General features: G+C 64.4%; 17 protein-coding genes. 8 read left to right on the top strand and 9 right to left on the bottom strand.

The window, feature by feature from the left end; all coding sequences use genetic code 11:
* Positions 1-56 precede the first annotated feature (56 nt).
* From O9Z63_RS07855 to O9Z63_RS07840, 4 genes are all read right to left on the bottom strand, one after another.
* Positions 57-512, bottom strand: a complete 456-nt coding sequence (locus O9Z63_RS07855) for a QcrA and Rieske domain-containing protein (RefSeq protein WP_270128743.1) — start codon at positions 510-512, stop codon at positions 57-59.
* A 303-nt stretch (positions 513-815) separates the two neighbouring features.
* Positions 816-2021, bottom strand: a complete 1206-nt coding sequence (locus O9Z63_RS07850; RefSeq protein ID WP_270128742.1) for an efflux RND transporter periplasmic adaptor subunit — start codon at positions 2019-2021, stop codon at positions 816-818.
* A 62-nt stretch (positions 2022-2083) separates the two neighbouring features.
* Positions 2084-6466 carry a CusA/CzcA family heavy metal efflux RND transporter gene (locus tag O9Z63_RS07845; RefSeq protein WP_270128741.1) on the bottom strand — a complete coding sequence of 1461 codons (4383 nt, stop codon included), beginning with the start codon at positions 6464-6466 and terminating at the stop codon, positions 2084-2086.
* Between the two features lie 239 nt (positions 6467-6705).
* Positions 6706-7104, bottom strand: coding sequence for a hypothetical protein (locus O9Z63_RS07840; RefSeq protein ID WP_270128740.1), 399 nt, complete (start codon positions 7102-7104; stop codon positions 6706-6708).
* A 208-nt stretch (positions 7105-7312) separates the two neighbouring features.
* Between O9Z63_RS07840 and O9Z63_RS07835 the strand changes: the two genes are divergently transcribed.
* The 8 genes from O9Z63_RS07835 (at position 7313) to O9Z63_RS07800 (ending at position 15946) form a co-directional block, all read left to right on the top strand.
* Entirely contained in the window at positions 7313-7987 is a 675-nt protein-coding gene (locus tag O9Z63_RS07835; RefSeq protein WP_270128739.1) for a response regulator transcription factor, read from the top strand.
* A gap of 243 nt (positions 7988-8230) precedes the next feature.
* A complete protein-coding gene (locus O9Z63_RS07830) occupies positions 8231-9613 on the top strand; it encodes a sensor histidine kinase (protein WP_270128738.1) in 1383 nt (460 codons plus the stop codon).
* Between the two features lie 129 nt (positions 9614-9742).
* Positions 9743-10495: an energy transducer TonB gene (locus O9Z63_RS07825; RefSeq protein ID WP_270128737.1), complete on the top strand. Its 753-nt coding sequence runs from the start codon at positions 9743-9745 to the stop codon at positions 10493-10495.
* A 59-nt stretch (positions 10496-10554) separates the two neighbouring features.
* Positions 10555-11520 carry an LIC11966 family surface protein gene (locus O9Z63_RS07820; RefSeq protein ID WP_270128736.1) on the top strand — a complete coding sequence of 322 codons (966 nt, stop codon included), beginning with the start codon at positions 10555-10557 and terminating at the stop codon, positions 11518-11520.
* A 12-nt stretch (positions 11521-11532) separates the two neighbouring features.
* Positions 11533-11784 carry a hypothetical protein gene (locus O9Z63_RS07815; protein WP_270128735.1) on the top strand — a complete coding sequence of 84 codons (252 nt, stop codon included), beginning with the start codon at positions 11533-11535 and terminating at the stop codon, positions 11782-11784.
* 113 nt (positions 11785-11897) lie between these two features.
* Complete coding sequence (gene gatB / locus O9Z63_RS07810) at positions 11898-13355, top strand: Asp-tRNA(Asn)/Glu-tRNA(Gln) amidotransferase subunit GatB (protein WP_044017598.1); 1458 nt, start codon at positions 11898-11900, stop codon at positions 13353-13355.
* Positions 13356-13449: 94 nt separating this feature from the next.
* Positions 13450-14577, top strand: coding sequence for a TlpA disulfide reductase family protein (locus O9Z63_RS07805; RefSeq protein WP_270128734.1), 1128 nt, complete (start codon positions 13450-13452; stop codon positions 14575-14577).
* 226 nt (positions 14578-14803) lie between these two features.
* Positions 14804-15946, top strand: a complete 1143-nt coding sequence (locus O9Z63_RS07800; protein ID WP_270128733.1) for a TlpA disulfide reductase family protein — start codon at positions 14804-14806, stop codon at positions 15944-15946.
* A gap of 154 nt (positions 15947-16100) precedes the next feature.
* On the opposite strand, the gene O9Z63_RS07795 is transcribed toward O9Z63_RS07800, so the two are convergent.
* From O9Z63_RS07795 to O9Z63_RS07775, 5 genes are all read right to left on the bottom strand, one after another.
* Positions 16101-17570, bottom strand: coding sequence for a glutamate synthase subunit beta (locus O9Z63_RS07795; protein WP_270128732.1), 1470 nt, complete (start codon positions 17568-17570; stop codon positions 16101-16103).
* A gap of 219 nt (positions 17571-17789) precedes the next feature.
* Positions 17790-22310, bottom strand: a complete 4521-nt coding sequence (gltB, locus tag O9Z63_RS07790; RefSeq protein ID WP_270128731.1) for a glutamate synthase large subunit — start codon at positions 22308-22310, stop codon at positions 17790-17792.
* A 246-nt stretch (positions 22311-22556) separates the two neighbouring features.
* The gene (locus tag O9Z63_RS07785) at positions 22557-23399 is read right to left on the bottom strand and encodes a hypothetical protein (protein ID WP_270128730.1); all 843 of its coding nucleotides are present in this window, start codon (positions 23397-23399) and stop codon (positions 22557-22559) included.
* Positions 23400-23474: 75 nt separating this feature from the next.
* Positions 23475-23993 carry an acyl-CoA thioesterase gene (locus O9Z63_RS07780; protein WP_408613893.1) on the bottom strand — a complete coding sequence of 173 codons (519 nt, stop codon included), beginning with the start codon at positions 23991-23993 and terminating at the stop codon, positions 23475-23477.
* 148 nt (positions 23994-24141) lie between these two features.
* Positions 24142-26331, bottom strand: a complete 2190-nt coding sequence (locus O9Z63_RS07775; RefSeq protein ID WP_270128728.1) for a M43 family zinc metalloprotease — start codon at positions 26329-26331, stop codon at positions 24142-24144.
* Between the last annotated feature and the right edge of the window lie 71 nt (positions 26332-26402).

Raw genomic sequence — 26402 nt, 5'->3', positions numbered from 1 at the left:
ACCCGTACGAGGCGCAGGCCGGATTGGTGCAATCTTAAGTTGATTTTAAGGCGGCGCTAGCCCGTGATGCGCAGGGACGTGCCGGTCTGCACCACGGTGTACTGCTTGAGGCCCTGCGACACCGGCCCGCTCACCACGGCGCCCCCCACCGTAAACACGGCGTTGTGGTTGGGGCAGATGAAGCGGCTCTGGCCCTGGTTGAAGTACACGCTGGTGCCCTCGTGCGGGCAGGGGCCCTGGAAGGCAATGTAGGTGCCGGCCGTGGTCTTGGCCACTATCACGTCGCGGTTGGGGCCGTAGATGTAGCCTTTGGTAGCGTCGTTGAGGGCGGCGCTGCTGCTGGCCGTCAGGTCCACGGTGAAATCGACGTTGGTGGCCGGGGTGGGCGATGGGTCGCCGCTTTTGCTGCCGCAGCCGCCCAGGCCCAGGCACGCCGACGCCACCAGGGCCGTGGCCCCCATACCAAAAAGCTGCAGGAATTCTTTGCGGTCCATTGCGGAAGGAGCTGCCATAGGGGGCGAAGGCTGGGAGTGAAAAACTAAAACAAAAACGAGGAAAGTATCCCGTGCGGATTTCCGCTGCTGCCCGGCAAGGACCGCACCGGCAGTTGGCGCCCACCACCCCGTACCGGCCGGCAGACGCCGACTGCCGATGAGCGGGGCGGCCCGGATGAACAGCAGGAGCGCAGCCAGCTGCCAATCAGGTATTGCAGAAGGAGGCCGCAGGAAATTGAATTATGTGAATAACGAGGTTGCAGGTGAAATTCAGGTGAACCAGACCTTAATATTCACTTAAAAAACCAGGTTTGGTGCGTGCTATTCGTCGCCCTGGCCTTTGCTGTGCTCGGCGGCCAGAAAGTAGGCGCCGTGCTGCACCACGCGCAAGGTGTCGCGCACGGGTGTCAGCAGGGACACGGCCACGTCGCCGTGAGCGGTGGCGCCGGGCCGCAGCTGGATGCGCCGGAAGGTGGCGGTGCTGTCGGTGGCGGCGGTCTGCACGTAGGCGTAGCTCAGCTCCCCGGCCTGAATGATGGCGTCTTCGGGCAGGGTGCGCACGCGCTGGCCGGCCGTCTGGATGCGGGCGGCCACGTACTGGCCGGGCAGCAGGTTGTCGGCGTCGTTGCCTTCGAGGTGGGCGTGCACGGCCACCGTGCGGGCGTCGTCGTCGAAGGCCTTGCCCACCAGAAACACCCGGGCCCGCAGCACCGGGCCGGTAGCACCCCGGGCCGGCACCGTGAACAGGATGGGCTGGCCCAGCTGCACGCGGGCAATGTCACGCTCAAACACTTTCAGCTGTAGGTGCAGGTCGGAGCGGTCCACCACCTCCACCAGCACGTCGGCGGGGTTCACAAACTGGCCGGGGTTGATGCCCACGGTTTTGACGTAGCCGCCCAGCGGCGTGGTGAGCGTGACGGTGGGCTGAATCTGGCCGGAGGCCGCCAGGCGGCTGGCCGAGATATTGAGCTGGGTTAGCTGGGCGGCCAGGCTGCGCTGGCTGGCCTGCTCGGTGGCGTAGTCGGCCTGGGCCTGCTGCAGCTTGCGTTTGGCCCCCACGTCTTCCACATCGAGAATGCGCTGGCGCTCCAGGTCCTGGCTCAAAAAGCGGGAGCGGGCCCGGCTCTGCAGGTAATCCTGCTGCAGCTTGATGTAGTCTGGATGGCGCAGCACGGCCACTACCGCGCCTTTTTTCACGAACTGACCGGGCAGCACCTTCACCTGCTGCACATAGCCACCCAGCACCGCCGAAATAGACACCATGTTTTGCGGCGGCACGTCGATGATGCCGTTAGCCATCACCTCGGAGGCCATGTTCTGGCGCGTAAACCCGCCCAGCGTAATGCCAGCGGCCCGGGCCTGGGCGGCGGAAATCGTAACCAGGTCGGGGTTGGTAGGGGCCGCCGGTGGGGCGGGCGGCGCGGCGGCATCGGCCTGGGTGGAAGCGCCGCCGTTGCAGGCGGCCAGCAGGCCCGCCAGCGTGGGCATCAGCAAAAAGAGCGTCAGGGAAGAAGAACCGAATTTCATATGGCAAAAGCGCCTGGGCGCGAGGTAAACTGTTGAAGATACTGGGGAAGGAGAGAGGCGCATCAGTCGGCGCCACTGAGGCCCTGCAGGGCAATAACGTACTCGTTGTACTGCTGCACCTGGTCGAGGTAGGCCTGCTGGATCTGCCAGGCCGGCTCGGTGTTCACCACGTAGGTCACGTAGTCGATGTCGCCGGCCCGAAAGCTTTTCTCAGCGGTGCTCAAAATGAGTTTCGCCTGGGGCAACGCATACTGCTCGTAGTAGCTGAGCGAGGCGCGGGCGCGGGCAAGCTGCTGCCGGATCTGGCCCAGCTGGCCGGCAAGCTGGGTGGTGGCGTAGGTGAGCTGGTTGGCCGCCACCTGCTCGCCGAGGCGGGCCGCCGCAATGCGGCCCTTCTGCGCGCCACCCAGCAGCGGCACCGAAATGCCGCCCTGCACCACCTGAAAGCCGCGCTCCTTATTGATGGTCTGGTTGAAGTAGCCCACCCGCACGTCGGGCAGGCGGCGCAGCTGCTCCACGCGGGTCTGCAGCTGGCTTTGCGCTACTTCCTGCTGCAAAAGGCCCAGGGTGGGGTTGGAGTCGGGGGAGAGGGTGGCCGTATCGGCGGGGCTGAGCTGGGCCACGAGGCTGGCGCTGGTGTCGATGGCGGCGGGTTGGCCGCTGCCCAGCAGCAGCGCCAGCTGCTGTTGGCGCACGGCCAGCTCGGTGGCCGTGGTGGCCAGCCGGTTCTGCAGCTCCCGCGAGCGGGCCTCGGCCGACACCTGCTCCAGACGGTTGGTTTCGCCCACCTGGTAGCGGATGCGGGCGGCCCGGGCGGCCCGGCGGTAGAGGCTATCCTGGCGGCGTAGCAGGGCGGCGCGGCGGTACGTGAGCAGCAGCTGCGAGTAGCTGCTGCGGATGTTCTGGCTTAGCTCGCGGCGCTGCACGCGGCCGCGCTGCTCGGCCGTGAGGGCCTGGCTTTCCAGCAGCCGGCGCTGGGCGGCGTACACGGTGGGCAGGGCCGTTTGCTGAATGACGTTGAAGCTCTGATCAATCAGGCCGCCCGAAATCTGGCCCCGCTGGTAGTCGAGCACGGTGCGCGGAATGTCGTAGCCGGTGCGGGTGAGGGCCCGCTGCTGCTGCACCTGCAGCGCCGACGACTGCACCGACAGGTTCTGGCTCAGGCCGGTTTGCAGCGCCTGCTGCAGGGTAAGCGGGCCGGTAGGGGCGGGCGGCGCGGGGTTGGTTTGAGCGAAGCCGCTGAAGGGCAGCAACAACAGAAGCAGGCCCAGGGCCACTGCGGATACCGCGCCGGTATTGGGGGTCGGGGCGTCTGGCTCCGCGTGTGTTTCGGCAGCCGGCGCTTCCTCGTCGTCATTGGTGAAGAAGGTATAAAGCACGGGCAGCACCAGCAGCGTGAGCAGCGTGGCCGTAATCAGCCCGCCGATAACGACGGTAGCCAGCGGCTTCTGCACTTCGGCGCCGGCGGAGGTGCTTAGCGCCATCGGCAGGAAGCCCAGCGAGGCCACCGAGGCCGTGAGCAGCACCGGCCGGAACCGCTCGGCAGTGGCCCGCAGCACCCGCTCGCGCACTTTGCGGACGCCTTCCAGGGCCAGCTCGTTGAGGCTGGCCACCAGCACGATGCCGTTGAGCACGGCCACCCCAAACAGCGCAATGAAGCCCACGCCGGCCGAAATGCTGAACGGCATCCCGCGCAGCCACAGCGCCAGAATGCCGCCGATGGTAGCCAGCGGAATGCCCGTAAAAATCAGGGCCGCCTGCTTCACCGACTGAAACGACAGATAAAGCAGCAGGAAAATCAAGGCCAGCGAAATGGGCACAACCACGCTCAGGCGGGCTTTGGCTTGCTGCAGGTTCTCGAAGGCGCCGCCGTACTTGATGGTGTAGCCGGCGGGCAGCTTCAAACCCTGGTCCAGCCGGCCCTGAATTTCCTCCACCAGGCTCTGCACGTCGCGGCCGCGCACGTTCACCCCGATGTTGATGCGGCGGCGGGCGTCGTCGCGCGAAATCTGGGCCGGGGCGCTGCGGTAGGCCACAGTGGCCACTTCCTCCAGCGGAATCTTCTGGCCCGTGGGCGTATCCACGTAGAGGTTGCGCAGATCCTGCAAGCCCTGGCGGCTGGCGCTGTCGAGGCGCACCACCAGGTCGTAGCGCCGCTCGCCCTCGTACACCTGCCCGGCCACGTCGCCGGCAAACGAGGTGCGCAGCAGCGCGTTCAGGTCAGAGATGCGCAAACCGTACTGGGCCATTTTCTGGCGGTCGTAAGTCACGCGTAGCTGCGGCAGGGCCGCAATCTGCTCCACCTTCAGGTCGCCGACGCCGGCCAGCGGGCGGATGAGGGCCGCGGCGTGGTTGGCCTTCTCGAAAAGCAGGGCCAGGTCGTCGCCGTAGATTTTGATGCTGATATCCGACTTGGCGCCCGAAATCAGCTCGTTGAAACGCATCTGAATGGGCTGCTGAAACTCCATGCTCACGCCCGGCACGCCGGCCAGGGCCTGCTGCATCTTGTTGGCCAGCTCCTCGCGGGAGGTGGCTGAGGTCCAGTCTTTCTGGTCTTTGAGAATCACCATCTGGTCGGAGTCTTCGAACGACATGGGGTCGGTGGGGATTTCGGAGGTGCCGATTTTGCCCACCACCTGAAGGACCTCGGGGAAGTTTTTCAGCAGAATCTGCTGCACCTGGGTGGTGGTGGCAATGCTCTGGGCCAGCGACGAGCCGGGGGCCAAAGTCACGTTCACGGCGAAGTCGCCCTCGTCAAGCTGCGGAATAAACTCGCCGCCCATGCGCGAAAACAGCCAGCCGGCCAGCACCAGCAGCGCCACGGCCGCCGCCACTACCGCCACCCGCATCCGCAGGGCGCCCTCTATCAGCGGCTTGTAGCCGCGGTACAGAAACTTCATGATGCGGTCGGCGAGGGTGCCTTCCTCCTTGATGTCCTTGCGCAGCGCCCACGCCGACACCGCCGGCACGTAGGTGAGGCACAGCAGCATGGCGCCCATAATGGCGAAGCTCACGGTCAGGGCCATGGGCCGGAACATCTTGCCCTCGATGCCGGTGAGGGCAAGAATGGGGAAGTACACGATGAGGATGATGAGCTGCCCGAACAGGGCCGAGCGCATCAGGCGGGTGGCGGCGGTTTCGGCCACCTGGTCCATGGTTTCGTGCGCGGTCTGAGTGCGGAAGTGCACGATGTGGAAGATCATGGCTTCCACGATAATCACGGCCCCGTCCACAATCAGCCCGAAGTCCAGCGCGCCCAAACTCATCAGGTTGGCCGACACGCCAAACGTGCGCATCATGCCCAGTGCAAACAGCATGCACAGCGGAATCATGGAGGCCACCACCAGCCCGGCGCGCCCGTTGCCGAGCAGCACCAGCAGCACCACCAGCACAATCACGGCGCCCTCCAGCAGGTTGCGGCTCACGGTGGCAATGGCCTTGTCGATGAGCTTGGTGCGGTCGAGGAAGGGCAGAATTTCCAGGCCGGCGGGCAGGGTTTTCTCGATTTCATCTACCCGCTCCTTCACGCCCTTGATGGTCTGCTCGGAGCTGGCGCCTTTCAGCATCAGCACAATGCCGCCCACGGTTTCGCCCTGGCCGTTGCGGGTCATGGCGCCGTAGCGGACGGAGTGGCTGAAGCGCACGTCGGCCACGTCGCGTACCAGCAGCGGGGCGTTCTGGCTGGCCTGCTTGATGACGATGGTGCCGATGTCCTGCAGTGAGTTTACGCGGCCTTCGCCCCGGATGAAGTAGGCGTTGGGGCCGCGCTCCAGGTAGCTGCCGCCGGTGTTGGCGTTGTTGTCCTGCAGGGCCTGGAACAGCTCGGGCATGGTCACGCCGGCGGCGTTGAGGCGGTCGGGGCTGACGCTCACCTCATACTGGCGCACCATACCGCCGAAGCTGCTCACGTCTACCACGCCGGGCACGCCGGCCAGCTGGCGCTTCACCAGCCAGTCCTGCACGTCGCGCAGCTTCGCCAGCGAGTAACGGCCTTCGTAGCCCTTCTTCACCCGGATGCTGTACTGAAAAATCTCGCCCAGGCCGGTGGTAATCGGGGCCATCTGGGGGCGGGCGTTGTCGCCGAGGTCGGGTTGGGCGGTGGTGAGCTTCTCGGCCACCAGCTGCCGGGTCTGCAGCGTGGGCACGTCGTCGTCGAACACCACGGTAATCACCGATAGCCCGAAGCGGGAAATCGAGCGGATTTCGGTGACACCGGGAATGGTGCGCAGCTGCAGCTCCAGCGGCACCGTGAGCAGCTGCTCCACCTCCTGAGCGGCCAGCGCGGGGCTCTGGGTGATGACCTGCACCTGGTTGTTGGTCACGTCGGGAATGGCATCGAGGGGCAGGTGCAGGGCCGAGTAGCCGCCCCAGCCCACCAGGGCCACCAGCATCAGCACCACCATCAGCTTGTTGCGGATACTGGCAGCTATGATTTTAGAAAGCATCAGAAGTCGGATAGAAGAAGGGAAAGAAGCTGGCCGGAGCACGGGCAGCCGGCCGGCACAGCTCTATAAGCGCGACCAAGAGCCGCAGCGGAGTTGCCGCAGCCGCTCAGCCACTTAGCGCAACAGCGGGGCGCGCTCAGGGGCAGACTGCTCTACGGGTAGACCCCGAAGAAACGCAGACAGCAAGAAATAAAACGGGAGGAGGGAGGCGCCACCAAAGCGGCGGCGGGCACGCGGCGCTAGGCGCAGGGCGGCTGCCAGCGGCCCGAGGCGTGGCCGCTGGGGCAGCAGGGGTGGGCGGCCGGCTGATAGGCCGGGGCGGGCCAGCTGGCAAAAGTCACGGGCAGCACCAGCACGGTGGGCAGCACGCACAGCACCGGCACGGCGGCGTGGTGGCAGTCGTGCAGGGGCAGGTCCTGGTGCTCGGTGGGGGTGCGGCCGGTGTGCGTCTGGCGGCCGGTGCTGCTGTAGTGCAGCACCAGAAACTCGCCGAAGCTGAGAGAGCCGGGCAGGGCCTGGTGCTGGCGGTAGTGCTCCAGCAGGCGCGGCAGCCGGCCCAGCTCGGCCAGGTCGTGGCGCGGCAGCAGGCTGCTGGCCAGCATCAGCACACTCAGCAACAGGGAAACGAGACTTCTCATACCAAAGACGGGCCCGGCCGGGCCGGATTTGATGCTGCAAAGAACGGCACCGCGCCTTAGCGGGGCCTTACAACCAACTTAAAGTTTTCTTAAAATGCCATTTTGCCACTGCTGGCCGGCATCTTGCCGCCTGGTTTGTGGTTAGGTTCGCAGACTGTTTCGCGGCGGCCGGCCGTTGCCGTGCGCCATTTCGCTACTCCCGGGCCTCATGCATATTCTGGTAATCGAAGACGAGCCCGGCATTGCGCGCTTTCTGAAGCAGGGCCTGGAGGAAGAAGGTTTTGCCGTGGACGTGGCCGACAACGGCACCACCGGCCTGGCCCGCGCGCTGGCCGGTGCCTACGACCTGCTGCTCGTGGACTGGATGCTGCCCGGCCTCACTGGGCTGGAGCTGTGCCGGCAGTTGCGCGCGGCCCACCAGGCCACGCCCCTCATCTTCCTCACCGCCAAAGACACCGTGCCCGACACTGTGGCGGGCCTGCAGGCCGGCGCCAACGACTACATCAAGAAGCCCTTTCATTTCGAGGAGCTGCTGGAGCGTATCCGGGTGCAGTTGCGCCCCGCACCCGCGCCCACTGGTGAAACCGAGCGTTTCACGGTCGGCCCCGTCGTTCTGGACGTGGGCACGCACCAGGTCTACAAAGACCAGCAGGAAATTGCCCTGACTCAGAAGGAGTTTGCGCTGCTGGAATACCTGCTGCGCCACAAAGGCAAAGTCTGCCGCCGCCAGAGTATCATCGAAAACGTCTGGGATATTCACTTCGAATACAACACCGGCGTCATCGACGTGTACATGAACGCGCTGCGCAAGAAGCTAGGCTTCAGCAAAGACGACGACTACCTGCAAACCATCCGCGGCATCGGCTACGTCGCCCGGGATTAGGTTTTTTTGTTGGGGTGATGGGGTGAAGAGGGGATGGGGTGATGAGGTGAAACGTCAGGCCGTCATTCCGAGCGGAGCGAGGAATCTCGCGTGCTGACGTATGAAAAGCATTGCAACGTCAGCACGCGAGATTCCTCGCTCCGCTCGGAATGACGTTCTTTCTTTACCTGTCACCTGTCACCTGTCACCTGTCACCTCATCACCTCATCACCTCATCACCTCATCACCTCATCACAAACAAAAATGCCCTTCACCTTCAAAAACCGGATTGCGCTGCACTACATACTGGCTACGGCGGCGCTGGTGGCGGTGGTGTATGGCATGGTGTATGGCGTGGTGAAAAACCAGGTGTATGCCGATCTGGATGCCAGCCTGCGCTTCGAGGCGGCCAAGCACATGAGGGAGCTGGTGGTGGAAAACGGCCGGTTTCGGTTTGCCCGCAAGGAAGAATGGCAGGAGCGGGAGCACCGTGAGGTGCAAGTGAATCCGGTGTTTATTCAGGTGGCCGACCTGCAGGGCCGCCCCATGGACCGCTCGCCCAACCTCAACAATGCCCGCCTGGTGTTCGACCCGGCCGCCGACGGCCACGTGCCGCTGAACGCGCTGCTGCGCGGCGAGGCTATCCGGCAGGTGCAGGAGCCGGTGCTGCGCAACGGCCGGCCGGTGGGCTACCTGCTGGCCGCCATTTCCTCGGAGTCGGCGATGCACGTGCTGCAAAGTCTGGAAACGGTGCTGCTGGGCTCGTTTCCAGTGGTGCTGCTGGTGCTGTTTGGCATTGCGCGGCTGCTGGCGGGGCGCAGTATTTCGCCCATTGCGGCCATTACGGCTACCACCAACCGCATCACCCAGAGCAACCTGGCCGAGCGCATTGCCCTGCCGCCCCGCCCCGACGAGCTGCACACGCTGGCCTCGGCCATCAACCAATTGCTGGAGCGCATGGAAAAAGCCGTGGTCCGCGAAAAGCAGTTCACGGCCGACGCCTCGCACGAGCTGCGCACGCCGCTGGCCGTGCTCAAGGGCACGCTGGAAGTGCTGGTGCGCAAGCCCCGCAGCGCCGCCGAGTACGTCGAGAACATCACGCTCAGCGTTCAGGAAATAGACCGCCTCACGCACCTCGTGGACCAGCTGCTGCTGCTGGCCCGCTTTGACAGTGCCCCGCAGGTTGAGCACCGGCAGGAGCTGCCAGTGCTCAGCAGCGTGCACGACGTGCTGCACCGCCGCCGCGCTGCCCTGGAAGCCCGCCGCATCCGGGTAGACGTGCAGGACGCCGACACGCCGCCCATCCACTCCGACCCCTATCTGGTAGACCTGATTCTGGACAACCTGCTGGATAACGCCGTGAAATATTCGCCGGCCGGCTCCACCATCACGGTAGCGCTGGATGAGGCCGGCGCCCGCCAGCGCTGCACCATTTCCGATGAGGGCATCGGCATCCGGCCCGAAGACCTGGGCCGCATCTTCGACCCGCTGTATCGCTCCGACGCCCTGGCGCACAAGGAAATCGGCGGTACCGGGCTGGGCCTGTCCATCGTGGCGCGGGCCTGCGCGTTGCTGGGCATTGAGCTGGCCGTGGCCAGTGAGCTGGGGCGCGGCAGCACGTTCACGCTGCTGTTTCCGGCCGGTTGAGTGTGGCGTTGCAGCGTCTTCGGGCGGGTTTGCAGTTTGGCGGTAACACTGTAATTTTGGCTGAGCAGGGGACACCGGGCCAGTTGGCCGCAACTCCTGCTGTGTCTATTATTATCCAGTATTGCCCGCGTGAAACGAATTCTATTTGCCTTGTGGCTGACGGGCAGCAGCGCTGCCTATGCCCAGCAGGCCCCGGCCGGCCCGGCACCAGCCACAACAGTCGAGTATTACTCTGAGGACGGGGAGAAGCTGCCGTCGGCGCAAAACGCCCATCACCGTGTTGAAACCATCCGCCGCGACAGTCTGGGCGGCATCGTGCGCGAGTTTTACCCCAGCGGCAGCCTCCTGGGAGTGCTCTTCTTCGCTGATCTGAAGAAGCGCCAGCTGCACGGCACCTGCACCACTTGGTACGAGAACGGCAAGCCCCACACCCGAGAGGATTACGTGGCGGGCAAGCGGCACGGCGAACTGTTGGTGTACTATCCCGATGGCAAACTGCGCCGTCGCGACCAGTTTGTGGAAGGCCGTCGCACGGCCGGGGAGTGTTTCGATGCCGATGGGCAGCCGGTTGCCTATTTCGAGTACGAGCAGCTGCCCGTGTACCGGGGCGGGCAGGACGCGCTGCTCAGTTTTATTGCCCACAACGTGCGCTACCCAGGTACGGCGCTTCGCAACAAAGTGCAGGGCAAGGTGCAGGTTGGTTTTGTATTGAGTGCGAAGGGGGAAATTGAAAACGTCCGCGTCATTCAGTCGCTGTCCCCTGAAACCGATGCCGAAGCCATGCGGGTAGTGCGCCAGCTACGCAGTTTCCAGCCCGGCCGGAAGGATGGCCAACCAGTACGCGTCAGCTACACGGTGCCCATCAACTTTGCGCTTAAGTAACAAAGTCGCCATTTGCCCTTCGCTGATTTCTTCCGTTTTCTCACCCTCACTGTTACGCTATGCGCATTTCTACTCTCGCTGCGGCCATCCTGTTGGCGGCCGTTTCCACCACCGCTTTGGGGCAGGCCTTCACCGACCCGGGCGCCTACAACAACGCCATTGTGGCCGAGCAGCTGATCATGCAGAAGAAAAACCTGCGCTACATCAGCAAGGCGGCCCACAGCGAAAACGAGCGCAAGATTGAGGCCCGCCGCCAGGACGTGGTAGCCCAGAATAAGGCCTCGCTGGCTAAAATCTCGCACATGCCCGGCTACGAGGGCAACACTGAGTTCCGCGACCGGGCCAAAGCCGCGTTTCAGCAGATGCTGGACGTGTATGCCGCCGACTACAAGCAGGTAAACTCGCTGGCCGCCAGCCGCACGCAGAGCCTGGAAGCCATGCAGCGCTACTTCGACGCCGTGGAAGCCGCCGAGCAGAAGCTGGAAGTGGCCGGCGACAGTATGGAAGCCGCGCAGAAGCGCTTTGCTGCCCGCTACAAGATGACCATGAGCGAAGACGCCGAGGCCCGCAAGATGAGCGCCGTCATCCGGCAGGTGTCGGAGGTGAACACCTACCAGCACAAGGTGTTTCTGGCGTTCTTCCGGGTGGAAAAGGCCAATGCCAAGCTCACCGACGGCCTCAACGCCCAGAACGCCGCCGACTTCGAGGCTGCCCGCGTGCTGCTGGCCGCCGAAACCGACAAAGCCCTGGCCGAGCTCAACGCCGTGCCTGCCTTCCGCGGCAAAGACACCCAGTACCGCGACGCCACCCGCGACTACGCCAAGTTCTACCTGATCTGGAGCGCCAACCAGTTCAAGAAGATGACCGAGCTGATCGAAAACAAGGACAAGCTCACCAAAGTGGACGTGGACACCTTCAACGGCTACATCAAGGCCTACAACGCCCAGAACAGCAAGTTGATGGATGCCTACAACCGCGCCGCCAACAACTTCCAGGCCGCTTACATCCCGGTCTTCAACGACTAAGCCTGCCGACGTATGAAGCGAGTGCTGGGATATGTATTGATAGGACTGGCAGTGGTATTGGCGCTGGCGGCAGTTGGCCAGGTTCAGGCGCTGCTGCAAGCCATAGGTGGGGTGTTGTTCATCTTCAGCGGCCGCCTGGATGCGGCTGGCGCAGGCCGGGCAATGGGCCATTTGTTTTACTGGTTTCTCCATTTCGGGCTGCTGTACTGGCTGTGGCACCACGGCCGGCAGTGGACGAAAGCTCCGGTAGGGAAGACCGAATAGCCCCGTCCGGGATATTACCGCCGGCACCGACCATCTGGTCGGTGCCGGCGCTTTTTCTCGGGCAGATAGTTTTAACTTGCGGCCCCGGCGGCCAACCCGCCCAATTCCCTCTTATGGACGACAGCATCAAATCCAAATACCAGCCCGTCATCGGCCTCGAAGTACACGCCCAGCTGCTCACGCGCAGCAAGATGTACTCTTCCGACGAAAACGAGTACGGCGCTTTGCCCAATAACAACCTGAGCGTCATTACGCTGGGCCACCCCGGCACGCTGCCGCGCGTGAACTACTCGGCCGTGGAGTTTGCCATGAAAATGGGCCTGGCCACCAACTGCCACATCCGCCGCGACAACCTGTTTGCGCGCAAAAACTACTTCTACCCCGACCTTCCCAAGGGCTACCAGATTACGCAGGACAAAACCCCGATCTGCACCGAAGGCCACGTGGATATCCGCCTGGCCGATGGCTCGGTGAAGAAAATCGGCATCACCCGCATCCACATGGAGGAGGACGCGGGCAAGAGCATGCACCTGGCCGGCGAGGTGGAAACCCTCGTGGATCTGAACCGCGCCGGCGTGCCGCTCATCGAAATCGTGAGTGAGCCCGACATCCGGACCGCCGAGGAAGCCTACGCCTACCTGGCCGAAATCAAGAAGCTGGTGGAGTACCTCGGCATCTGCGACGGCAACATGGAAGAGGGCTCTTTGCGCTGCGACGCCAACATTTCGGTGATGCGCAAAGACGCCACCCAGTTTGGCGTGAAGGTGGAGGTGAAGAACATGAACTCCTTCCGCAACGTGCAGCGGGCCATCGAGTACGAGATTGAGCGGCAGATTGCGCTGGTGGAAGCCGGCGAAATCATCGACTCCGAAACCCGCGGCTTCGACGCGGCCACTGGCACCACCAACGGCCAGCGCAGCAAGGAAACCATGAACGATTACCGGTACTTCCCGGAGCCCGACCTGCCGCCGGTTATCATTTCCGACGAGTGGCTGCACCGCGTGCAGAGCGAGCTGCCGGCCCTGCCGGCGCAGCTCTACGCCCGCTTCACCGGCGAGCTGGGCCTCTCGGATTACGACGCCACGGTGCTCACGGCCGAAAAGGAAGTGGCGCTCTACTTTGATGCCCTGACCCGCCTGACGCCCAACGCCAAAGCCGCCGCCAACTGGGTAACCGGCCCGGTGAAAGCCTACCTCAACGAGCGCGCCCTCACCCTCGACCAGTTCCCGCTCAGCCCGCAGCACCTGGCCGACATCATCCAGCTCATCGACGACAACAAGGTGGGCCACTCGGTAGCCAGCAAGCAGCTGTTCCCGTTCCTGCTCGACAACCCCACGCACACCGCCGCCGCCGCCGCCGAGGCGCAGGGCCTGCTCCAGCAGTCGGATTCCGGCGCGCTGGAAGCCATGATTCAGCAGGTGCTCGACGCTAACCCGGCCAAGGTGGCCGAGTACCGCGCCGGCAAAAAGAGCCTCACGGGTATGTTTATGGGCGAGCTGATGAAGCTCACCGGCGGCAAAGCCGACCCAAAAATGGCCAACCAGCTGTTGCGCCAGAAGCTCGACGCCTAAGCCGGGCTAAATCCGGTGCACATGCAACGCACCCCCTATCAATTAACTCAGTTGATAGGGGGTGTTTTTTTACTTGGTTTGATTCTTATCCCAGATGCAGTATTTTATCCCATTGATAGCGCTGGCCTCCCTGGTGGCAGCGTCTACTGAAGCCGTTGCGCAGGCGCCCCGCCGCCCGGCTCCCAATTATCAGGTGCGTGGCCAGCTCACCAACGCCCCGGCTGGTACGCGGGTGCTTCTCATCGACGACCAAACCGGGCAAGCCTTGCCGATAGACTCGGCCCGAACGGATGCGAAAGGCCGTTTCCAGCTGCGAGGCACGGTGGCGAGTCCGGGAGTACATAGCCTGCGGGTAGACGGCCAGCGCTGGACGACTGACGTGGCGCTGGCGCCCGGCAGCCGCCTGCAGCTGCGCGCCGACGCCACCCAGCTCCGGCGCACCGGCGACATCACGGGCACCACGGAAGCCACCATGCTGGCCCGCATGAATCAGGAGCAGTTCCGGCTGATGTCCCACATCGACACCCTGGCCCAGCGGCGCTCCACCACCACCGACACGGCCGCGCTACGCCGCATCGGGCAGGAGTGGGATGCCACTTTCGCGGCGTTCCGGGCGGCCGCCCGGCGCGTGGCTGGGCAGGCGTCGTATGTGGCGCCCTACGTGGCCGCGACGTTGCTCAGCGGCACCGAGGAGCCGGCCGAAGTAGCGTTTCTGGATTCGGCTACCACCCGCTACGAGCGGCAGTGGCCGGCCTCGCCGCACACGCAGCAGCTGCTGCGCTACCAACGCATGCGCCAGCGCACGGCCCTTGGCCAGCTGGCGCCGGCTATGCAGCTGCCCACACCCGAGGGCCCGCCTTTGGCCCTGAGCAGCCTGCGCGGCAAGTACGTTTTGGTTGACTTCTGGGCCAGCTGGTGCAGCCCCTGCCGGCAGGAAAATCCCGAACTGGTTCGCACGTACCAGCGGTTCAAAAGCAAAGGATTTGAAATCTACGGCGTGTCGGCCGACAGTAAGAAAGACGCCTGGCTGGCTGCCATTCAGAAAGATGGCCTGCCGTGGCCGCAGGTGCGCGACGAGCCCTCCGACACCAGCGTGGCCAGCACCGTGTATAACATCTACAAGTTTCCTTCGTCGTTTTTGCTTGATCCGCAGGGGCGCATTATTGCCAAAGACCTGCGCGGCGAAGACCTGACCAAAAAGCTGGCGGAGCTGCTGCCCTAGGTGCCCCAGCACCGCCCGGGCAGCGGTGCGCCAGATAAGTGTGCAGTTAAGCGGCCGGGGTTTCCGGGTTTCCCAGAGCTTCAGGAAACCCGGAAACCCTGGCCGCTGTTGTGGGCCTCAACCAGCCGACCTTTTCCCAAATCCGGCTGAAAGTGGCAACTTGCGGCGGCTTTGGCTGTCCTTTGCCTACCTAACTGCCGGCACCCGGCCGGTTTTTCTTCTGAATATGTTGAAAATGAAGAGTCTGCTGATTGTTGGCGCTGTGCTGGGCATGGCTAATGCCTGCACCAAAAACACGCCGCCCACCGCCGGCACCACCGAGGGCGTCGGCTACCAGCTGAGCGGCCAGCTCACCAACGCCCCGGCCGGCACCAAGCTCTACCTGGCCGAGCTGGGCGACACCCAGTTCATCTCGCGCGACACGGCCACCCTCGACGACAAGGGCAACTTCCGGTTCACGGGCACCGTGCCCGAGCCCGGCCTCTACCAGGTGAAAACCACCGACCAGAGCCAGGTGCTGCTGGCCCTGAGCAACGGCAGCAGCATAGAGCTGTCCGGTGACGCCCAGAAGCTGGCTGAAACCTACACCGTGAAGGGCTCCAAAGACTCGGAGCTGCTGCAGCAGCTCAACCGCACCATGCAGCAGTCGAAGGGCCAGATGAGCCAGCTGGAGGCGCGCTACAACCAGAACGCCGCCGCCAATCGCACCGATTCCATGCAGGCCATCGAGAAGAAGTTCTACGATGCGCAGGCCCGTAGCACCAAGGGCATCAAGGCGCTGGTGCAGCAGAACCCCAAGTCGGTGGTGTCGGCCTTCGTGGTGGCCAACCTGATCAACCCAGAGGAGCAGTTCGGCTTCGTGGATTCCATGACCACGCAATTCAAAACCACGCTGCCCGACTCGCGCTATACCAAGGCGCTGGTGGCCAAAATCGAACCTATGCGCAGCACGGCCGTAGGCGCCGCCGCCCCCGAAATCAGCCTGCTGGCGCCCGATGGCAAGCCGCTGCCGCTGAGCAGCCTGCGCGGCAAGTACGTGCTGATTGACTTCTGGGCCAGCTGGTGCGGCCCCTGCCGCCGCGAAAACCCCAACGTGGTGCGCGCCTACAACAAGTACAAAGGCAAAGGCTTCGAAATCTACGGCGTGAGCTTCGACCAGGACCGCGGCAAGTGGTTGAAGGCCATCGAAGCCGACGGCCTCACTTGGAAGCACGTCTCGGACCTGAAAGGCTGGGAGTCGGCCGCCGGCCAGACCTACAGCATTAAGTCCATCCCGGCCTCGGTGCTGCTCGACCCGCAGGGCCGCATCATCGGCAAAAACCTGCGCGGCGAAGCCCTGGAAGCCAAGCTGGCCTCGGTGCTGAAGTAGCAGCCACGTAGTAGAAGCAGCAAAGCCGGCTCCTGATGGGGGCCGGCTTTTTTTATGCGGTTGCCGCGACGTACCACTTCGCGCTTGCTCTCAGAGCCAGGAGGAAAGCCGTAATCCGATAAGTATATCAGGCAGAGTCGAGTAGGGCGGTCGTCTAGTTGAACATCGCCACCGCATTCTTGCTCGGCAGGGCCGTTTTGCCCGTCAGGAACACATCCACTTCCCGCGCCGCCTCGCGGCCTTCCGAGATGGCCCAGACCACCAGCGACTGCCCGCGGCGCATGTCGCCGGCCACGAACACATTGGGGCGGGAGGTGCGGTAGGCGCGCTCGTCGGCGCGCACGTTTCCGTACTCGTCTAGGGCCAGTTCCAGTTCCGCCACCAGGCCCGACACGCGGGGGCCGCTGAAGCCCAGGGCCAGCATCACCCGCTGGCAGGGGATTTCGCGGTCGGAGTCGGGCACTTCCTCGAAGCGCAGGCGGCGGCCCAGCACGTCGGTTTCCCAGGTCACGTCGCTCACGCGCAGGGCGCGGAGCTGGCCGGCCTCGTCGGCCAGGAAAGCTTTGGTATTGATGCCCCAGTAGCGCTGGCAACCTTCCTCGTGCGAGGTGCTGCTGCGGAAAATGTGCGGCTCCAGCGGCCAAGGCGTGTGGGCGGGGCGCTCGGTGCCAGGCTGGTGCATCAGGGCAAACTGCGTGACCGAGCGGGCCCGCTGGCGGTTGGCTGTGCCCACGCAGTCGGACCCGGTGTCGCCGCTGCCAATCACCACCACGTCTTGGCCTTCCACCCAGATTTCAGCGTCTTCGATGCCCAGCTCGCTCACCCGGCGGTTGTGCTGGGTGAGGTAGTCCATGGCGAAGTGGATGCCCGGCAGCTCGCGGCCAGGAATGGCGAGGTCGCGCGGCACGCTGGCCCCGCCGGCCAGCACCACGGCATCGAAGCCGGCGGTGAGCTCGGCCCCCGAAATGTCGCGCCCGATTTCGACGCCGCAGCGGAAGGTGATGCCGTCGTCCTCCAGCAGCTTGATGCGGCGGTCAATGACCCACTTATCAAGCTTGAAATCGGGGATGCCGTAGCGGAGCAGGCCGCCGGGCCGGTCGTCGCGCTCGAACACGGTAACGGTGTGGCCGGCCCGCGCCAGCTGCGCCGCTGCCGCCAGCCCCGCCGGACCGGAGCCCACCACGGCTACCGTGCGGCCCGATTTCAGCACCGGCGCCGTCGGCTGCACGTAGCCTTTGGCGAAGGCAATTTCAATAATGTGCTTCTCGATTTCCTCGATGGCCACCGGGCTGCTGTGGATGCTCAGGACGCAGGCCGCCTCACAGGGCGCGGGGCAGATGCGGCCGGTGAACTCCGGGAAGTTGTTGGTGGCGCTGAGAATCTGGTAGGCATCTTCCCATTTCTCCTCGCGCACGGCGTCGTTGAATTCAGGGATGATGTTACCCAGCGGACAGCCCGAATGGCAGAAGGGAATGCCGCAATCCATGCAGCGCGCCGCTTGCCGGGTGAGCTGGTCTTCGGCGTAGGTGCCCACGAACTCGCGGTTGTGGGCCACGCGCTCCTGCGGGGCGGCTTTGGGCGGCAGCTCGCGGGCGTATTGTTTGAAACCGGTGGGGTTGGCCATGTTCTAGAACTGTGTAGAGACGCATATTTGCGTCTCAATCGTTGCTGATAGTTGGGCGATGTAGAGACGCAATATGTTGCGTCTCGCCGTTGCTGATGTTGTTATTGCTGTGCGGTTATGCGCGGTTCCGGTCGTTCAACGACGAGACGCGAAGTGTCGCGTCTCTACCTCGTTCTGGCGGCGCGGACGACGAGACGCAAGTATGCGTCTCTACATTGTTCACCCCACCGTCGCATACCGCGCCTTCGCCAGCACCTTCTTGTACTCGCTCGGAAACACCTTCACAAATTTCCCGGCCTCCTCCGCCCAGTTGCCCAGCAGGAAGGCTGCTACCTGGCTGCCCGTCAGCTCCGCGTGCTGCCGGAGCAGCGTCTGAATCTGGTCTTCGTCCTCCGTGTCGAGCGGGTCGAGCTCCACCATTTCTGGGTTGCAGTTGGCCGGGAAGGTGCCGTTGGGGTCGTAAATCCAGGCGATGCCGCCGCTCATGCCGGCGGCGAAGTTGCGGCCCGTCTGGCCCAGGATGAGGGCGCGGCCGCCGGTCATGTACTCACAGCCGTGGTCGCCCACGCCTTCGACTACTGCGGTGGCACCCGAGTTGCGCACCGCAAACCGCTCGCCGGCCTGCCCGCGCACGAACAGCGCGCCCGAGGTGGCCCCGTACAGCGCCACGTTGCCGATGATGATGTTTTGCTCGGGCACGAAGTGGGCGGCGGGGGAGGGGAAAATGGCCAGCCGCGCCCCGCTCAGGCCCTTGCCTACGTAGTCGTTGGCCTCGCCTTCGAGCGCGAACGAGAGGCCCGCCACACTGAAGGCCCCGAAGCTCTGCCCCGCCGAGCCGCGGAAGCGGTAGTTGATGGTATTCGCGGGCAGTCCGGCGGCGTGGTAGCGCTTGGCAATCTCATTCGAAAGCAGCGTGCCGATGGTGCGGTCGGTGTTCTGCACCTCGAAATCGCCGAACACCGGCGTCTGGTGGTCCAGGGTCGGACGGGCATGCTCCAGCAGCTGCCAGTCGAGGATGTGGGCCAAGCCGTGGTCCTGCGCTTCGCTCTGATACAGGGTGCCGCCGGAGCTGTTGGCGGCCGGGTGCAGCATGCCGCTCAGGTCGAGGTGGCGGGCTTTCCAGTGGGTGATGCCTTCGCGCACCTTCAGGAACTCGGGGCGGCCCACCATCTCATTTATCGTCCGGAAGCCCAGCTCGGCCATGATTTCGCGCAACTCCTCGGCCAGGAAGCGGAAGAGGTTCACGATATGCTCGGGCTGGCCGGTGAAGAGCTTGCGCAGCTCGGGGTCTTGCGTGGCCACGCCCACGGGGCAGGTGTTGAGGTGGCATTTGCGCATCATCACGCAGCCGCCGGCTACCAGCGCGGCGGTGGCCACGCCCCATTCTTCGGCCCCTAAAAGGGCAGCCACGGCTAGGTCGCGGCCGGTTTTCAGCTGGCCGTCGGCCTGCAGCACTACGCGGCTGCGGAGCTGGTTCTGCACCAGGGTCTGGTGGGCTTCGGCCAGGCCCAGCTCCCAGGGTAGGCCGGCGTGCTTGATGGAGCTGATGGGCGAGGCACCCGTGCCGCCGTCGTAGCCGGCGATGAGGATGACGTCGGCGTGGGCCTTGGCCACACCAGCCGCGATGGTGCCCACGCCCGCCTTGCTCACCAGCTTCACGTTGATGCGGGCGGCGCGGTTGGCGTTTTTCAGGTCGAAGATGAGCTGGGCGAGGTCTTCGATGGAGTAGATGTCGTGGTGGGGCGGGGGCGAAATCAGGCCGACGCCGGGGGTGGCGTGGCGCACCTTGGCAATCCACTCGTCCACCTTGTGGCCGGGGAGCTGGCCGCCCTCGCCGGGCTTGGCACCCTGAGCCATCTTGATTTGCAGCTCGTCGGCGTTGGTGAGGTAGTGGGCCGTGACGCCGAAGCGGGCCGACGCTACCTGCTTGATGGCCGAGCGCATGGAGTCGCCGTTGGGCATCATTTCGTAGCGCATGGGGTCTTCGCCGCCCTCGCCGGTGTTGCTCTTGCCGCCGATGCGGTTCATGGCAATGGCCAGCGTGCTGTGCGCCTCGTGCGAAATCGAGCCAAACGACATGGCCCCGGTGGCAAAGCGCTTCAGGATGCCCTCGGCCGGCTCCACCTCCTCAATCGAAATAGCCTCGCGGTGGCGGGCAAAATCCAGCAGGCCGCGCAGCGTAAACATGCGCTCGGGCTGCTCGTTCACCAGCTTGGCGTAGCGCTGGTAAGTGGCGTAGTTGTTGGTGCGCGTGGCCAGCTGCAGCAGGTGCACGGTTTCGGGGTTGAACATGTGGGCCTCGCCGCGCCGCCGCCAGTGGTAGAGGCCGCCGTCGGGCAGCAGCACTTGCTCTTCGGGGGTGCTGGTTTTGAAGCCCTGAAAGTGCTTGTACAGCGTTTCGCGGGCTATTTCATCGAGCCCTAGCCCGCCGATGCGCGTGACCGCGCCGCAGAAATAGGCGTCCACCACGGCTTGGTTCAGGCCCAGAATCTCGAATACCTGCGCGCCGTGGTAGCTCTGCAAAGTCGAAATCCCCATCTTCGAGAAAATCTTCAGCAGCCCGTCGCACACGGCTTTGATGTAGTTGTAAGTGAGCTGGGCCTGGTCGAGCGAGGTGTTCAGGTGGCCCGCCTCGCGCATAGTCCGCACCGTGGAGAGGGCCAGATAGGGGTTGATGGCCGTAGCCCCGAACGAGAGCAGGCAGGCGAAATGGTGCACTTCCCACACGTCGCCGGCCTCCACTACCAGGCCCACCGAGCCGCGGAAACCGAGCTTAATCAGGTGGTGATGCACGGCCGAAACGGCCAGCAGCGACGGAATCGGCGCGTGCTCGGAGTCCACGGCGCGGTCCGACAGAATCAGCACCTCGAAGCCGTCGTTCACCGCATCCTCGGCGTAGCGGCAGAGGCGGGCGAGGCCGCGCTCGAGCGCGCCGGGCAGCCCGTCGGCCTTGAAATACGTTTGCAGGGTCTTGGCATTGAACATGCCGGTGTCGATGCTGCGCAGCTTTTCGAGCTCGTGGTTGCTCAGGATGGGCTGGCGCAGGGCCACGCAGTGGCAGTGGTGCTTGTCCTCATCCAGAATGTTGCCGTTGTTGCCCAGGAAGGTGGCCAGGCTCATCACCAGCCGCTCCCGAATGGGGTCGATGGGCGGGTTGGTGACCTGCGCGAAAAACTGCTTGAAGTAGCTGCTCAGGTGCTGGGGCTGGTCACTCAGCACGGCCAGGGGCACGTCCACGCCCATCGAGCCGATGGGCTCCTTGCCCTCCACGGCCATGGGCGTGATGAGCACGTCGATGTCCTCGCGGGTGTACCCAAACACCTGGTGGTATTTGAACACCGCGTCGGCGGCCAGGTCCGTGAACATCTGGCGGGGCTCGGGCAGCTCTTCGAGGCGAATCTGGTACTCGTTCAGCCACGCGCCGTAGGGCTGGCGGCCGGCGGCCTGGGCCTTCAGCTCCTCGTCGGTGACGATGCGGCCGGCCACAGTGTCGACCAGCAGCATTTTGCCGGGCTGCAGGCGGCCTTTCTGCACCACGGTGGCGGGGTCGATGGGGAGCACGCCGGCTTCGGAGGCGACGAGCACGCGGCCGTCGGTGGTTTCGAGGTAGCGCAGGGGGCGCAGGCCGTTGCGGTCGAGCATGGCTCCAATCTGCTGGCCATCGGTGAAAATGAGGGCGGCCGGACCGTCCCAGGGCTCCATAAACGTGGCGTGGAACTCGTAGAAGGCCTTTTTGAGCGGGTCCATCTGGGTGTTGCCGTCCCAGGCTTCGGGCACCAGCATCATCATCACGTGCGGCAGCGGCCGGCCCGAGTGCAGCAGGATTTCCACCACGTTGTCGAGGCAGGCCGAGTCCGACTGCCCGGCATCGACCACCGGCAGCAGCATGTCCATCTCCTCGGCCGAGAAGTAGGGCGACACGTAGTTGCGCAGCCCCGCGTAAAACCAGTTCAGATTCCCGCGCAGGGTGTTTATTTCACCATTATGCGCCAGGAAGCGGAAAGGCTGGGCCAGCTTCCAGCTCGGGAAGGTGTTGGTCGAAAACCGCGAGTGCACCAGCCCGAAGGCCGACACCACCCGCTCGTCGCTCAAATCAGGGAAGTAGCCGCGCACCTGGTAGGTGGTGAGCTGGCCCTTGTACACGATGGTTTTGCAGGAGAGCGAGGCGAAGTAAAACACGTCCATCGCGGCCGGTACGGTCTCGCGCACCGTCTTGAAAATCAGCCGCCGCAGCACGTAGAGCTTGCGCTCAAAATCCTCGGTGGTGACAATGCCGGCCGGCCGGCCGAAAAACACCTGCTCCATCACCGGCTCGGCGGCCAGCGCCGTGGGGCCGATACCGGCCGGGTTCACCGGCACCGGCCGGTAGCCCAGCAGCGGAAAGCCCAGCCGCGCCGCCGCGCCGTTTATCACCGTATGGCAGGCCGCGCGCAGCTTGTCATCCTTGGGCAAAAAGGCCGTGCCCACGCCGTAGCTGCCCGGCTCGGGCAGGCGGATGCTGAGGGCGGTGCACTCCTCCAGCAGAAACCAGTGCGGAATCTGAATGAGCAGGCCGGCCCCGTCGCCGGAGTCGGTATCGCAGCCGCAGGCGCCGCGGTGCTCCATGTTTTCGAGCATGGTCAGCGCGTCGATGACGGTCTGGTGGGTTTTGCGGCCGTTGAGGTAGGTGATGAAGCCAGTCCCGCAGGCATCGTGCTCGAATTCGGGGCGGTACAGGCCCTGGGCGGTGTCGGAAGTCATAGGCAGATAACCGGAAGGCGGGCAGGCTGCCCGAAGTCGTTGCGAAACAGTAAGTTAGGCTACACCACCGGCTCATTCAACTAAAGCGCCGCCTTTTTTCCTGAGCTAACGCGCATTAGCCTGTTTTTAGATGATATTTTCTTAGTTGATAATATGTTGTAATTCAGTTGTTTGACATAAAAAAAGCCTCTTTGCCGCATGGGAGCGGCAAAGAGGCTTTGTAGCTGAAACGACAGCGGCTGGCGGTTACCCCAGAAACATCCGTTGCATGGACTGCCAGAGCTGCTTTTTGCGGCCAGCATCGTACTCCAGCATCTTAATTTCGCTGGCGCCGAGGAAGGCCGTGTCGCCGTAAAGCAACACCGGCTCGTAGGGCTGAGTGGTGTATACGGCCACGTCGAGCAGGTTTTTGCCGAAGGCCAGAAACTGCCGGGCGGCCAGATGCTGGCGCAAACTGCACAGCGCCACCGGAAACTTCTCGTGCTCCACGTTCACCAGCACCACGTCTTCCATCACCAGCCGGATGGCCTTGAGGATGTTGTTGAGGAACACGTTGCGGGGCAGCTTCCGGAACTCATCGGGCGACACCCGCACCAGAATCAGCAGGCCGTTGGGGTTGCTGCCCATGGTGGAAAACGGAATGTGCGCCACCGGCGACTGAGTAGGCGTGGGCTGCACCCGGCCCGGCTGCGAAGGCGGCGCCACCGGCGCGGCCGGCAGCTCGGCCAGCGTGAACGAGTTGAACAGCGGCCCCGCGTCAACCGGCACCTTAACGGGCGGCACCACCGGCGCGGGTGCCGGGGCCGGTACTGGTGGCGCTGGAGTGGGAGGCACTGCCGCCGCAACCGGCGCTGGTTGCGGCGTGGCGGGTAGTGCCGGGGCTGCCTGAACGGTGGGTTTAGCCGCCGCTGCCGGCGCTGGATTGGCTGCTACGGGCGCCGCAGCCGCTGCCACTGCCTGCGGTAGCGCAGACGCTGCCGGCGCAACTGCCGACTCCGCTGGCGCGGCGGGCTGCGAATCGGGCACTACGTACAGCGACACGTCGGTGTAGAAGTTCTGGAAGAAGGCGAGGGAAGCGGCAGTATCCATAGGTTGGAAGATAGGGGAAAGCGTCCAGGAAACGGCGCAGGTAGCTGCGCGGGGCTGGATGGCCCCGCCGCCCGGCTACTCCATGGCGAACAAAGCCTTCAGCTCGGTGGCTTCTTCGGGCTTCATGCGGCCGCCCAGCACCAGGCGCAGCTGGCGGCGGCGCAGGGCGCCATCGTAAAGGGCAATTTCCTCGGGCGTTTCGGGCAGGGCCTCGGGCACGTCAATCGGGCGGCCCGACTGGTCGACGGCCACGAAGGTGAAGAAGGCCTCGTTGCTTTTGATGCGGGTGCCGCTCGGAATGTCCTCGGCCCACACATCAATGTGCACTTCCATGCTGGAGGCAAATGCCCGCGTCACCTGGGCCTGCAGCGTCACGACGCTGCCCAGCCGGATGCCCTCCCGAAACGACACGTTGTCGACGGAGGCCGTCACGACAATGCGGTTGGAGTGCTTCTGCGCGGCAATGGCGGCGGCAATGTCCATCAGGTGCATCATCCGGCCGCCCATCAGGTTGTTGAGCGTGTTGGTGTCGTTGGGCAGCACCAGCTCGGTCATAATCACGAACGAGTCTTTGACGGGCTTCTGTTTGCGCATCATGCGGAAAAAGTGAATCAGGAATGAAGCCCCAAAGATAGGCACAGACCCGGCGCGGTCATCAGTCTGCCGATTCAGCGCTGACAGGCATCAAAAAAAGCCCCCGGCGCCAACTGGCACCGGGGGCTTCAAAAGGTAGTGGAACCGGCTAATTCACCAGCACCTTCGTGGTGAAGGTCTGGTCGCCGAGGGTGAGGTGCACCAGGTACACGCCGGAAGTCAACGGCTGGCCGGCCGCGCCTTGCAGGCGGATGCTCTGGGCGCCCGTGCCGTAGGTTTTGGCAGCTACCTGCGCTACTTCGCGGCCCAGCATGTCGGTGAGGCGTACGGCGGCGCGGGTGGCGGTGGTCAGGGTGAAATGCACGGCGGTTTCAGCGGTCAGCGGGTTCGGGAACACGCTGATGCCGCGGCGGGCCAGTTCGGCCTCCTGGTTGGCCAGCGGGGCCTGCGGGTCGAGCAGGCGCACGTTGTCGAGGCAGATACGGTTGCCCACGTTGCTCACTGCCTCAAACCGCACCAGGAACTTGGTAGCACCCTGGTAAGCCAGCGGCAGCGGAATGGTCGTGGTCTGCCAATCGGCGCGGCTGGTAGGCACGAAGTTGGTGATGATGGCCCCGTTCTTGGTGTCGAGGGCGGCAGCGTTGTAGGTCAGCGGTGCCGACCACGTAGCCCCGCAGTCGGTGCTGAACGAGATGCGCAGCACGTCGTTGATGGTGGCCGAGCGGCGGGCATAGGCACGCTCAAAGCTCAAGGTGGGGGTGGTGCCGATGCTGCTCAGGTTGATGTTGGGCGAAGTGAGCGTGCTCAACGTACCATCCGGCAACGACGGGTTGGGGGCCAGCAGGTAGGCTACGCCGGTGGCTGCCGTGCCGTTGGCGCGCTGCCAGCTGAAGGGGTTTGCGCCGGGTATGGAGGAGGTGATGGTCCAGTTGCGGACCGGGGTGCCGGCGTAGTTGTTGGGGAAGTCGGCATTTTCAAACGACTCAATCAGTGGGGCCTGCTCGCCGGAGTTGGCGCCCAGCACCTGCACTACCCGATCCAGCTTCAGCGTATCGCGCCCGTTCGGGGTGATGATGATGAGCGTGGCGTCGTAGGTGCCAGCCGTGGGATAGGTCACCACGGGGTTGCGGGCCGTGCTGGTGGCCGGCGTGCCACCCGTGAAGCGCCAGTCGAACTGGGTGGTGGCGGCCACGTAGTTGTAGTTGTAGGAGTAGTCGGTGAAGGTGATGCTGCCGCCTTCACACACGCTGCTGGTAGAAGGCCGGAAGGCGGCCACTGGCGCGCAGATGCCGCCCTGATAGCCGTCGTTGGTGCCGGTATCCAGCAGGTTCTGGGCCGATACCAACGTGGAGCGGCAGAAGCGGGTGAGCGAGGCGCGCATCACCGTTTTCTGGCCCAGCGTGAACATCTTGGCGCAGGTGGCATAGTCCATGTAGTTCTGCACGTTGGCCAGAATGCCGGTGGGGTTGTTGTTGGGCGTGGTGCTGCCGGTACCGTCGGCGTTGCAAGGGCGGTAGGTGGTGGAAGGGCAGCCGGAAGAAACGCCCGACGTGTTGGGCGTGTCGGCAATGCCGTCGTCGAGGCCGCAGTTGGAGGCGGTGCCGGGCGTGTTGGAAGGGCCCCAGGTGTGGGGCAGGCCAAAGTAGTGGCCTACTTCGTGGGTGAGCGAGCGGTTGCAGAAGTTGCTGCCGCAGGAGCGGCCCGTGCTGCCAAACTGCCCGTTGCGAATCACGATGCCGTCGAGGGCGGTGCCGGCGCAGGGCAGGTAGGCGTAGCCGCCGGCCCCGTTGGCCACTTCCACCACCCAGATGTTGAGGTAGCGGTTGGGGTCCCAGCGAATCACGTTCTTCACGTTGTTATCGCCGACGTTGGTTTGGGTGGAGTAGGTGCGCGTGATGCCGGTAGTGCAGTTGCCGTCGGGGTCTTTCTTGGCCAGCCGGAACCGGAAGCCCACGTTGGCATATAGTGGCTGAAACTCCGGAATCACGTCGGCCGTGTCGCGGTTGGTTTTGCTGAAGTCCTCGTTCAGGATGCGGATGGCATCGTTCACCTGCGCCTCGGTGATGTTGTTGCCGGTGCCCGAATGAATAACGTGCACCACCACCGGCACCGTTACGTCGGGGGCGGCCAGCAGGCGGGCCTGCTCGGCGGCGGGCATCATGGCCACGCTCCGGATAAAGGCGCGGTATTCGCGCTCAGCGGCCGGGTTGCGGGCCCATTCCAGCTGCTGCAGGCTGTCGGAGGCACACCGGAAGCCATAGTATTGCTCGGGGTAGCGGGTGCCGCGCTGCTGGGCCGTGGCGCCTAGCTGGCCAAGCAGCCCGGTTAGCAGCAGCAATAGTTTGAGTAAAGATCTGTTTCGCATTGAACAGGAAAAAAGGTGGAAGAAATAACGACGGGAATGGCCGG

This window comes from Hymenobacter yonginensis (assembly GCF_027625995.1).
GTDB classification, from domain to species: Bacteria; Bacteroidota; Bacteroidia; order Cytophagales; family Hymenobacteraceae; genus Hymenobacter; species Hymenobacter yonginensis.
Note: the sequence above shows the minus strand (reverse complement) of the source record. Positions and strands in the feature narration are given on the sequence as shown.

Excerpts from the sequence above, each read along its gene's own strand:
- O9Z63_RS07855 (WP_270128743.1), bottom strand. The coding sequence starts at position 512 with ATGGCAGCTCCTTCCGCAATGGACCGCAAAGAATTCCTGCAGCTTTTT.
- O9Z63_RS07850 (WP_270128742.1), bottom strand. The coding sequence starts at position 2,021 with ATGAAATTCGGTTCTTCTTCCCTGACGCTCTTTTTGCTGATGCCCACG.
- O9Z63_RS07845 (WP_270128741.1), bottom strand. The coding sequence starts at position 6,466 with ATGCTTTCTAAAATCATAGCTGCCAGTATCCGCAACAAGCTGATGGTG.
- O9Z63_RS07840 (WP_270128740.1), bottom strand. The coding sequence starts at position 7,104 with ATGAGAAGTCTCGTTTCCCTGTTGCTGAGTGTGCTGATGCTGGCCAGC.
- O9Z63_RS07835 (WP_270128739.1), top strand. The coding sequence starts at position 7,313 with ATGCATATTCTGGTAATCGAAGACGAGCCCGGCATTGCGCGCTTTCTG.
- O9Z63_RS07830 (WP_270128738.1), top strand. The coding sequence starts at position 8,231 with ATGCCCTTCACCTTCAAAAACCGGATTGCGCTGCACTACATACTGGCT.
- O9Z63_RS07820 (WP_270128736.1), top strand. The coding sequence starts at position 10,555 with ATGCGCATTTCTACTCTCGCTGCGGCCATCCTGTTGGCGGCCGTTTCC.
- O9Z63_RS07815 (WP_270128735.1), top strand. The coding sequence starts at position 11,533 with ATGAAGCGAGTGCTGGGATATGTATTGATAGGACTGGCAGTGGTATTG.
- gatB (WP_044017598.1), top strand. The coding sequence starts at position 11,898 with ATGGACGACAGCATCAAATCCAAATACCAGCCCGTCATCGGCCTCGAA.
- O9Z63_RS07805 (WP_270128734.1), top strand. The coding sequence starts at position 13,450 with ATGCAGTATTTTATCCCATTGATAGCGCTGGCCTCCCTGGTGGCAGCG.
- O9Z63_RS07800 (WP_270128733.1), top strand. The coding sequence starts at position 14,804 with ATGTTGAAAATGAAGAGTCTGCTGATTGTTGGCGCTGTGCTGGGCATG.
- O9Z63_RS07795 (WP_270128732.1), bottom strand. The coding sequence starts at position 17,570 with ATGGCCAACCCCACCGGTTTCAAACAATACGCCCGCGAGCTGCCGCCC.
- gltB (WP_270128731.1), bottom strand. The coding sequence starts at position 22,310 with ATGACTTCCGACACCGCCCAGGGCCTGTACCGCCCCGAATTCGAGCAC.
- O9Z63_RS07785 (WP_270128730.1), bottom strand. The coding sequence starts at position 23,399 with ATGGATACTGCCGCTTCCCTCGCCTTCTTCCAGAACTTCTACACCGAC.
- O9Z63_RS07780 (WP_408613893.1), bottom strand. The coding sequence starts at position 23,993 with ATGCGCAAACAGAAGCCCGTCAAAGACTCGTTCGTGATTATGACCGAG.